The organism is Glycomyces dulcitolivorans, assembly GCF_003265355.1.
Taxonomy (GTDB): Bacteria; Actinomycetota; Actinomycetes; order Mycobacteriales; family Micromonosporaceae; genus Glycomyces; species Glycomyces dulcitolivorans.
In genome coordinates this window covers 1,165-11,149 of the sequence record NZ_QFRW01000029.1, presented here as the reverse complement: position 1 = coordinate 11,149, position 9,985 = coordinate 1,165, and the positions used below count along the sequence as shown (strand labels likewise).

General features: G+C 71.1%; 8 protein-coding genes. 4 read left to right on the top strand and 4 right to left on the bottom strand.

All coding sequences use genetic code 11. From position 1 onward, the window contains the following. The first annotated feature begins 134 nt into the window (after positions 1–134). Entirely contained in the window at positions 135–1,070 is a 936-nt protein-coding gene (gene ispH, locus DI269_RS01105; RefSeq protein WP_112133312.1) for a 4-hydroxy-3-methylbut-2-enyl diphosphate reductase, read from the top strand. Between the two features lie 54 nt (positions 1,071–1,124). On the opposite strand, the gene DI269_RS01100 is transcribed toward ispH, so the two are convergent. The 3 genes from DI269_RS01100 to DI269_RS01090 all read right to left on the bottom strand — a co-directional run bounded on the left by DI269_RS01100 (position 1,125) and on the right by DI269_RS01090 (position 5,931). Continuing rightward, on the bottom strand, positions 1,125–2,246 hold the full coding sequence (locus DI269_RS01100) for an alpha/beta hydrolase family protein (protein WP_157974677.1): 1,122 nt from the start codon (positions 2,244–2,246) through the stop codon (positions 1,125–1,127). A gap of 121 nt (positions 2,247–2,367) precedes the next feature. After that, a complete protein-coding gene (locus DI269_RS01095; RefSeq protein ID WP_112133309.1) occupies positions 2,368–4,404 on the bottom strand; it encodes a molybdopterin oxidoreductase family protein in 2,037 nt (678 codons plus the stop codon). Positions 4,405–4,518: 114 nt separating this feature from the next. Continuing rightward, positions 4,519–5,931 (bottom strand): MFS transporter, encoded by a 1,413-nt coding sequence (locus DI269_RS01090; protein WP_112133308.1) that lies wholly within the window; start codon positions 5,929–5,931, stop codon positions 4,519–4,521. 248 nt (positions 5,932–6,179) lie between these two features. Between DI269_RS01090 and DI269_RS01085 the strand changes: the two genes are divergently transcribed. Both DI269_RS01085 and DI269_RS01080 read left to right on the top strand, forming a co-directional pair. Continuing rightward, positions 6,180–7,097, top strand: coding sequence for an ABC transporter ATP-binding protein (locus DI269_RS01085; RefSeq protein WP_198667027.1), 918 nt, complete (start codon positions 6,180–6,182; stop codon positions 7,095–7,097). After that, complete coding sequence (locus DI269_RS01080; protein ID WP_157974676.1) at positions 7,094–8,188, top strand: ABC transporter permease; 1,095 nt, start codon at positions 7,094–7,096, stop codon at positions 8,186–8,188. The genes DI269_RS01085 and DI269_RS01080 overlap by 4 nt, the downstream gene beginning before the upstream one ends. Positions 8,189–8,274: 86 nt before the next feature. Here the strand turns inward: DI269_RS01080 and rsmI are convergent, their stop codons facing one another. Then, positions 8,275–9,204: a 16S rRNA (cytidine(1402)-2'-O)-methyltransferase gene (gene rsmI / locus DI269_RS01075; protein WP_198667026.1), complete on the bottom strand. Its 930-nt coding sequence runs from the start codon at positions 9,202–9,204 to the stop codon at positions 8,275–8,277. A 233-nt stretch (positions 9,205–9,437) separates the two neighbouring features. Between rsmI and DI269_RS01070 the strand changes: the two genes are divergently transcribed. Beyond that, positions 9,438–9,985: restriction endonuclease (locus tag DI269_RS01070; protein WP_198667025.1), on the top strand; the 548-nt coding region annotated here is incomplete at its 3' end.

The window sequence follows — 9,985 nt, the reverse complement described above, 5'->3', positions numbered from 1 at the left end:
GGCCGGAGCGCGAGCCGGCGCGCGGCCGAGACGCTGACCGCGGCGGCCGCCGAGGGCCTGGCGGGGCGGCGGCTGCGCGAGGAGGCCGTGGAGGCGCTCACGAGCCTGGCGGCGAGCACCGTCGGCAGGTTGTGGTGACCGCGAGGAGGGTCCTGCTGCCGGCGCCGCGGTCGTTCTGCGCGGGCGTGGAGCGGGCGATCGAGATCGTCGAGCGGCTGCTGGAGCGGTACGGCCCGCCGGTGTACGTGCGCAACCAGATCGTCCACAACGCGCACGTGGTCGCGGACCTGGAGTCGCGGGGCGCGGTGTTCGTCTCCGAGTTGGACGAGGTGCCCGAGCACGCGCTGGTGGTGTTCAGCGCGCACGGGGTGGCCCCGGCGGTGGAGGCGGAGGCGGCGCGGCGGGGGCTGGACGCGGTCGACGCGACGTGCCCGCTGGTCGCGAAGGTGCACGCGGAGGCGAAGCGCGCGGCCGACTCGGGAGACACGGTGGTCCTCATCGGACACGAGGGGCACGAGGAGGTCGTCGGGACGCTCGGCGTGGCCCCGGAGCGGACGGTGCTGGTGTCCAGCGCCGCGGAGGCGGCGGCGCTGCGGGTCGAGCGCGAGGACCGGGTCACCTACCTGAGCCAGACCACGCTCTCGGTGTCCGAAGTGGAGGACATCGCGGCGGCGCTGAAGGACCGCTTCCCGGCGATCAGGGGCCAAGGGGCCGATGACATCTGCTACGCCACCAGCAACCGCCAGGCCGCGGTCGCGGCGGTGGTCGGCGAGGCGGACCTGGTGCTGGTGGTCGGGTCGGCGAACTCGTCGAACTCGAATCGCCTGGTGGAGCTGGCGGCGGCGAACGGCGTCGCAGCATATCTGGTCGAGGACGCGGGCGCGGTGGACCCGTCCTGGCTGGAGGGCGCGGCGACCGTGGCGGTGACGGCCGGGGCGTCGGCCCCGCCGCGGCTGGTCGACGACGTGGTCGCGGTGATCGCCGCGCTCGGCCCGATCGAGGTGGTCGAGCGGCCGGTGGCGCACGAGACGCAGGAGTTCCTGCTCCCCCAGCGGCTCCGAGGGGCGTGAGGGCGCCCGGCCGCGCGAGGCGCGGCCGGGCTTTTCTGGTTTCCCTTGCGGGTCTTAGGGGTTGTGGAAGACGGCCTCGGGCCATTCGGCGCTCGGGCCGTCGAGGAGCGGCTCGTCCGCACCGCGGAGCTCCTGGTCGGCGAAGGCGAGGACGTAGGCGCGGGTGAGCGCGACCGCGTAGGCGCCGTCCATCTCCTGCATGGGGATGTCGAGGTCGGCGGCGAACAGGGTCAGGTCGGTGAAGGTGCTGTGGGTGGTCTGCTCGACCTGGATCCAGCGCTTCCAACCGGTCATCTGGTCCCAAGCGGCGGGCCAGTTGTTGGCGGCGGCGCCGGGGAGTCCGTTCCGCTCGTTGCCGACGAGGAGGAACGGATCGTCGATCGTGGCGTCGTCGACATCGTGGATCTTGCCGTCGAGGTTGAAGCCGGCGGCGAAGCGGTCGTCGGTCTGCATGACCGCGTGCGCGGCGGAGCCGCCCATCGAATGGCCGCCTGCGATCACGTCATCGCGGTCGAGGTGGCGGCGCCATTCGGAGCCGCGGGCGGTGAGCTCGTCGAGGACGAACGAGAGGTCGGCGGCGCGGTTCTCGGTGACGGCGAGGCCGTCCGGGGCGCTCGGGCAGGCCAGGCACGGGTTCGTCTCGCCATCGGGAAGGCTCGTGGGCGCCTCGTAGTTGTGGCCGACCGCGGCCACCGCGTAGCCGTGGCTGGCGAGGTCCTCGGCGAAGCTCGTCAGGGTCGCGCGGGGGAAGCTCCAGCCGGGCGAGAGCAGGATCAGCGGCAGCTTCCCGCGGACCGGTTCGGCGTCCGCGACCGAATTCGTCTCCACAGTGGAGAAGTAGTCGGCGGGGGCATCAATTCTGAGCTGGTCGACGAACACCGCCGACTCCTCGGCGGTCATGTACGGCGCGGTCTCGCCCTGGTCCTCGGTCGGGAACCACATGGTGGCCATGAGCTGGCGGTCCTCGTCGGGGAACCACGGGTCGGCGCGGTCCTCGTCGACGAGATACAGGACCTCGGTCCCGACACCGTATTCGCCGGTGGGTTCGGGGAGGGAGTACGACGCGGCGGGCGCGGGCTCCTCGGCGGAGGCCGCGGTGATGCCCGCGGCCCCGATTCCGGCGGCCGCGAGGGCCGCGGTGGCGCCGATGAGCGTCCGTCTCGTGCTGCGTTGCAAGATGCGTCCAATCGGTGGGAGGTGCGCGGCCCGGTTCCGGGCCGCTTCTCAACCGTATGGACGCGAAAGTCCCGCCACCTCTGTCTTTCGACCGGTTCGGGTCGGTCTTTCGACCGATCTTTTACTTGGGGGCGGGGGCGATCTTGACGGCGCAGACCTTGAACTCGGGCATGCGGCTGATCGGGTCGAGGACGTCGGAGACCGCGGCGTTGGCGTTCTCGGCCCCGGGGAAGTGGAAGGGGCTGAACACGGTGTCGGGCCGGATGTCGACGCTGAGGCGCGCGGGCGCGGTGTAGGAGCCGCGGCGGGAGGTGACGCGCACGAGATCGCCGTCGCCGATGCCGTGGCGCACTGCGGTGTCGGGGTGGATCTGGAGGAACTGGCCGCCATCGAGGGACCCGATCCGGCGGGTCTGGGCACCGGACTGGTACTGGGTGAGGATGCGGCCGGTCGTCAGGTACAGCGGGTAGACGGAGTCGCGGCGCTCGGCGGGGTGGCGGTGGTCGACGGCGATGAACTTCGCGCGCCCGTCGGGGGTGGCGAAGACGAAGTCGGCGAACATGCGAGGCGTGCCTTCATGGTCGGCGGCGGGGACGGGCCACTGGTAGGTCCGCTCCTCAAGGCGCGCATAGGAAAGGCCCGAGTAGTCGGCCTTGCCGCCCGCGGAGGCGCGGCCGAGCTCCTCGAAGATCGCCTCGGGGTCGGTCGAGTAGGTCCCGGGGGCGTCGAGGCGGGCGGCGAGCTCCTTCATGATCCACAGGTCGGAGCGGACGCCGTCGGGGCCGGGGCGCAGCGACCGGCGGCGGATGACGCGGCCTTCGAGGTTCGTCATGGTGCCGTCCTCCTCGGCCCACTGGGTCACCGGGAGGACGACCTCGGCGAGGCGCGCGGTCTCGGACATGACGAAGTCGAAGGAGACGAGGCAGTCGAGGTCCTTGAGCCGGTCGGCGATGCGGGTCGCGCGCGGCGCGGACACGACCGGGTTGGAGCCGAGGACGAACAGCATCTTCACCTCCTCGCCGCACTTGCGCAGCAGCTCGACCGCGGACACGCCCGGGCCGGGGAGGGTCTCGGGGTCGACGCCCCACACGCCCGCGACGTGCTCGCGCGCGGCCGGGTCGGTGATCATCCGGTACCCGGGGAGCTGGTCGGCCTTCTGGCCGTGCTCGCGCCCGCCCTGGCCGTTCCCTTGGCCGGTCAGGCATCCGTACCCGGAGGAGGGCCGGCCGGGGAGCCCGAGCGCGAGCGCGAGGTTGATCCACGCGGTCACGGTGTCGACGCCCTTGGCGTGCTGCTCGGAGCCGCGCGCGGTGAGGATCGCGGTCCGCTTCCCGGCCATGAGCCGGGCCGCGGCGTACAGGTCCGGGATGGACACGCCGGTGATCCGCTCGACGAACGCGGGCCAGTACCCGGCGACGGTCTGGCGGACCTCGTCGAAGCCGTTCGTGTGCGCCTTGATGTATTCGCGGTCGAGGTAGCCCTGCTCGACCGCGATGTGCAGCAGGCCGTTCGCCAGCGCGAGGTCGGTGCCGGGGACGGGCTGGAGGTGCAGCTGGGCGGCCTCGGCCGTGGCGGTGCGCCGCGGGTCGACGACGATGAGCTCGGCGTTCGTGAGGAACCGCATGAACGGCGGCATGGTCTCGGCGGGGTTCGCGCCGACGAGGACGACGACTTCGGCTTCCTTGAGGTCCTCGGAGGGGAAGGGGAGGCCGCGGTCGATGCCGAAGGAGCGGTTGAGGGCCGCGGCGGCCGAGGACATGCAGAAGCGGCCGTTGTAGTCGATGTGCTTGGTGCCCAAGGCGAGTCGGGTCCACTTGCCGAGCTGGTAGACCTTCTCGTTGGTGAGGCCGCCGCCGCCGAAGACGCCGACGGCATCCTTCCCGTGCTCGTCCTGGACGCGGCGGACCTGGGCCGCGACGTGGTCGAGGGCGGTCTCCCAGGAGACGGGCTCGCCGTGGAGGAGCGGTTCGGTGATCCGCTCGGGGTGGTCGAGGAGTTCGGGCGAGGTCCAGCCCTTCTTGCACATGCCGCCGCCGCGGGGGGCCGCGGTGACGGTCCCGTCGGCGTCCTCTTCGAGCCGCATCCCGCACTGGAGAGCGCAGTAGGGGCAGTGCGTGTCGGCACTGCGGAGCACGGGGAGCCTGGTGCGAGCGGTCATCTCGCGAGTGTGCCCAGGGAGCGTTTCGGTGTCACGTGGCTGATGTTTCGAGAATGCTAAGTGGCCCGCAATCACCGAAAGACGGTGATTGCGGGCCTCCGCGAGCAGCGGGGTCTAGACCTTGGCGTAGGCGAGGCTGGGGGCCTTCCCGACCAGGACGGTGCGCTGGTAGCACCACCAGTTGAGGATCAGGAAGAACGCGTAGGCGCCGACGAACGCCCACATGGCGGGGACGACGGACCCGGTCGTCTCGTTGGCGATGCGGAATCCCTGGTTGATGAGGAACCCGCCGAACGCGCCGATCGCGGAGATCCAGCCGAGGGCGGCCGCGGTGATCTTCTTGGCCTTGAGGACGTCCTCGGGGCTGGCCTTGCCGCCGGCCTTGGCGGCGGCCTCGGCCTGGAAGATCGCCGGGATGGACCGGTAGGTGGAGCCGTTCGCGACGCCGCTCATGATGAACAGGACCATGAAGGACCCGAAGAACAGGGCGAACGACCCGGCGTTGATGCCCCAGATGGCGCCCATCGCGCCGACGCCCATCATGATGAACGCGCCGGAGGTGATCGGGGCGCCGGCGAGCCGGTCGGCGAACCAGCCGCCGATCGGGCGGACCAGGGAGCCGACGAGCGGCCCGAGCGCGGCGATCCAGATCGCGTTGAACTCGGGGAACGCGAGCTTGATGACCAGCGGGAACGCGAACGAGTAGCCGATGAACGACCCGAACGTGCCGATGTAGAGCACGCTCATGATCCAGGTGTGGGACTTCGCGAGCGCGGGCAGCTGCTCGCGCAGCGGGGTGCGCGCCACCGCGAGGTTGTCCATGGCCCGCCAGGCCATGAACGCGGCGAACACGGCCAGCACCAGCCACAGCAGCGGCACGTTGTGCAGGTAGAACGCCTTCCCGGTGGTGGCGTTCGTGCCCTGCGAGGCGCCGAGGATGCCGACGCCGATGACCAGGGGCCCGAAGAACTGGACGGCCGCGACGCCGATGTTGCCGCCCGCGGCGTTGACGCCGAGCGCGGAGCCGCGGTGGCGCTCCGGGTAGAAGTAGGAGATGTTCGCCATCGACGAGGCGAAGTTCCCGCCGCCGAACCCGGCCGTGACGCCGGCCAGGACGAACATCCAATAGGGCGTCCCCGGGTTCGTCACGCAGTAGGCGAGCAGACCCGTCGGGATCACCAGGAGCACCGCGGAGATGATGGTCCAGTTGCGGCCGCCGAACAGGGCCACGGCCGCGGTGTAGGGGATGCGCAGGAACGCGCCGACCAGGTTGGGGACCGCGGTGAGCCAGAACAGCTGGCTGACCGAGAAGTCGAAGCCCGACGCGGCCAGGAACGGGGTGATGATGCTGAACATCGTCCACACCGAGAAGCCGAGGTGCTCGGCGAGCACGGACCAGATCAGGTTGCGCTTGGCGGTCTTGCGGCCGGTGGACTGCCAGAACGACTCGTCGTCGGGGTGCCAGTCGGTGATCCAGCCTTTGCGGGGGGCGGCCGTGCCGGCCTCGGGCGTCAGTGTCGCTGTCATGACCGCCACACTCCGTGAGCGGCGTTGCCTGGACGTGCGGCCTCCGTACCGGGCCCGTGAAGTTCACCTCACGAGCCTGTTACGGACGGTGTGAACCCGGCGGCGACCGGCGGAACCGTCGCACCCGCCGGGCACTGTTGAGCCGGGGGACCCTGCGGATGCCCGATTTGCCGGGAACCTCCGTTCACATTCGCTCCCACCGAGGCCGAGAACCCGGTCACATCGCCCGATCCTCTAGGTTTGCCTGTATGGACGCCGCCATCGAGGTCGCCGACCTCCGCAAGACCTACCGCGGCCGCCGGACCGGCGAGGTCCGCGCGGTCGACGGCGTGAGCTTCCGCGTCGAACGCGGCGAGTTCTTCGGCATCCTCGGCCCCAACGGCGCCGGGAAGACCACGACCCTGGAGATCGTCGAGGGCCTGCGCCGCCCCGACTCCGGCGAGGTGCGCCTCCTCGGGCGGTCGCCGTGGCCCCACTCCCCCGACCTCACCCGCCGCCTCGGCGTGCAGCTCCAGGCGTCGGCGTTCTTCGAGTTCCTCACCGCCCGCGAGCAGATCGAGACGTTCGCGGAACTCTACGGCGCCAGCAAGACCCGCGCCGCCGAGATGCTGGAGACCGTCGGCCTCGCCGAGCACGCCAACGTGCGCTGCGAGAAGCTCTCCGGCGGCCAGCAGCAGCGCCTGTCGATCGCGTGCGCCCTCGTCGGCGACCCCGAGCTGGTGTTCCTCGACGAGCCGACCGCCGCGCTCGACCCGCAGGCGCGGCGCAACCTCTGGGACCTCATGCGCGGCATCAACGCCGACGGCCGCACCGTGGTGCTGACGACGCACTACATGGAGGAGGCCGAGGCGCTGTGCGACCGGGTCGCCATCATGGACGCCGGGAAGATCAAGGCCGTCGACTCCCCCGCCGGGTTCATCCGGACCCTCGACGCCCCCACCCGCGTCACCGTCGCCTCCGGGCAGCTCACCGACGCGCGGGTCAAGGAGCTCGCCGCGGGCGAGACCGTGACCGGCGACGACGGGACGGTCGTGTTCGAGACCCGCGACCCGCGCCGGCTCCTGACCGCGCTCGCGTCCGAGGGGGCCCTGGAGGGCCTGGCGGTGCGCACGGCGAACCTCGAAGACGTGTTCCTGCACGTGACCGGACGGGAGTGGCGCGGATGACCGCGACGGCGGAACTCAAGGCGCGCACCGGAACGCGCGGCCGGGCCTACCTGAGCCTGTTCAAGGCCCTCGGCCGCGGGTGGATCCGCGACCGCAGCCAGATCTTCTTCACGATCCTGCTCCCGCTCATGTTCATGGTGCTGCTCGCGAGCGTGTTCGGCTCCGGCGACACCGCGGCCTCGCGGGTCGTCGCGGTCGGCGACGCGGCGGTGCTCGACGGGGCCGACCCCGACGAGCTCACGGTCACCCGGGTCGCCGATCTCGACGCGGCGCTGGCGATGCTGCGCGAAGGCGACGCGGACGCCGCGGTCCTCCAGGACGGCGACACCGTGCGGATCTACCCGTCGGCGACGAACTCGACCGGAGGCGCGATCGCCGAAGGCCGGCTCACCTCGCTGGTCGACGACGTGAACGTCGAGGTCCTCTCCGCGGCGGCCCCCGGCGAGCCGGTGCTCGCCACCGAGGTCGAGGAGGCCGACGGCGGGACGCTCCAGCCGATCCAGTACCTGGCGCCGGGCATCCTCGCCTGGGGCGTGGCGATCTCGGGCGTGTTCGGCGCGGCCGGCACGATCGTGGACTGGAAGCGCGACAAGCTCCTGCGGCGCCTGCGGCTGACGCCGGCGTCGGTGAAGACGTTCCTGGGCGCGAAGGTCTCGGTGAACCTCGTGGTCGCGATCGGGCAGACCGCGGTGTTCCTCGCGGTCGCGGCCCTCGGCTTCGGGCTGCGGCTGTCGGCGTGGACGTGGTTCGCGGTGCCGCTGGTGCTGCTCGGCACGTTCGCGTTCCTGGCGATCGGCGTGGTCATCGGCGGCATCGCCCAGACCAGCCCGGCCGCCGCGGGCCTGAGCAACCTGGTGACGATGCCGATGGCGTTCGTCTCGGGCGCGTTCTACCCGCTCGCGCTCTCCCCGCAGTGGGTCCAGTGGATCTCGTACGCCTCCCCGATGCGCTACCTCAACGAGGCGCTCCAATCGGTCGTCGTCTACGGCGAACCCCCGACCGCGGTCCTCCCCCAGATCGGCTTCCTCGCGGCCTTCGCGGCCCTGGTCGCCCTCGTCTCATGGAAGACCTTCAAGTTCGACGAGCTGTGAGTCCCGCTCGCCTTCGTCGGCGGGCGCGGAATGTCGTACCCTGCGGGTATTTTTGACTCCAGGGGTCCCTTAAGGGGACATATCCGTCATTCCGGATTTGCGGCTTTCAGGACCGCGTCGTAGACGTCTCTGCGGCTGACGCCGTAGCGGAGGGCGACCTCTTTCATCGCGGCCTTGCGGTCGGTGCCGGCGGCCTCCAGGTGGGCGACGGCCGCGGCCATCGCCTCCGGGGTGGCGTCGCCGGCGTCGGGGCCGGTCCAGCCGGAGACGACCAGGGTGATCTCGCCGCGGGGCGGGTCGGATTCGGCGCCGTCGGCGAGGGCGCCGAGGCCGCCGCGGCGGATCTCCTCGTGGGTCTTGGTCAGCTCGCGGCACAGGGCCGCGGGCCGGTCGGGGCCGAGTGCCTCGGCCATGGCGCGCAGGGTCTCCGCGACCCGGCGCGGGGACTCGAAGAACACCATCGTGCGCCGCTCCTCGGCGAGCTCGCCGAAGAGGCGGCGCCGCTCGCCGTCCTTGCGCGGCGCGAAGCCCTCGAAGCAGAAGCGGTCGCACGGCATCCCCGACAGCGCCAGCGCCGTCGTCACCGCGCTCGCGCCGGGCGCGCACGTGACCGCGATCCCGGCGTCGATCGCGGCGCGCACCAGCCGGAAGCCGGGGTCCGAGACCGAGGGCATGCCGCCGTCGGTGATGACGGCGACCCGCTTTCCGTCGTGCAGTTGTTCGAGGAGCCTCGGCGTTCGCCCCGATTCGTTCGCCTCGAAATACGACGTGATCTCTGCCCCTGGAACCACATCCAGCTCACTGAGCAACCGCCGCAGCCGCCGGGTATCCTCTGCGGCGATGACGTCCGCCAGACCGAGCTCGGTCCGGAGGCGAGACGAGGCGTCCTCTGGATTTCCCAGCGGCGCACCGAGAAGCACCAAAACGCCCGAAGTTGAAGTCGACACCCGGCCAGTATCCCCCACCGCCCGCGGCGGGGACCCGGTCCGGTGAACGCGCCGCGACGGGCCGCACATGCAGACTGCCGATCCATGCTGTCGGGTACCGGACATTGCCCTTACGCGTGAGCGAACGGTAACGGATACTCGTAGTCACAACACAGGCGACATAACGCTATCTGCAAGCCCTCTGGAACCCAATGGAGGCCGCCTTGTCCGTGATCCTCAGAGTCGGAGCGGGTCTCGCCGCTCTCATCATCGGTTACTACGTTCTGGGATTCATAGCGGACCATTGGGCATGGTTCGCATCGGTGGCGATCCTGTTGGGGGGCACCGCGCTCGCGGGCTGGTTCCTCTTCCGCAGCCGCGGCCACGAGCACCGGGACCGCGCGCTCACCGCCGAGCGCCACGAGCTCATGCGCAACGTCGACCGGATGAACATGCCCTCGTTCGACGCCATGGTCGGGCAGCTCCTGGTGGGGCTGGACGCCAAGCGCGTCAAGAAGTTCGGCCACCGCAAGAACGACCTCGGGTGCAACTTCGTCGTCACCTTCACCAACGGCCAGCGCATCATCGTGCGCGCCAAGAAGGACGACAAGCAGCTGCGCCGCCGCAACGGCAACCGCCACGTCCAGATCCTCGGCGGGGAGATCAAGGCCCGCTGGGACTGCGACGCCGGCGTCATCATCACCAACGCGAACCTGCACTGGATGCACCACGCCGCGCGCAACGAGGCCGTCGCGCGCCAGCTGGGCGTCCTGATCGTGGACCGCGACCGCCTCGCGGAGTGGATCGACACGGGCCTGCCGCCCGCCGAGCTGCGCCCGGTGCGGGCCGCCATCCAGGCCGGCTCCAGCGC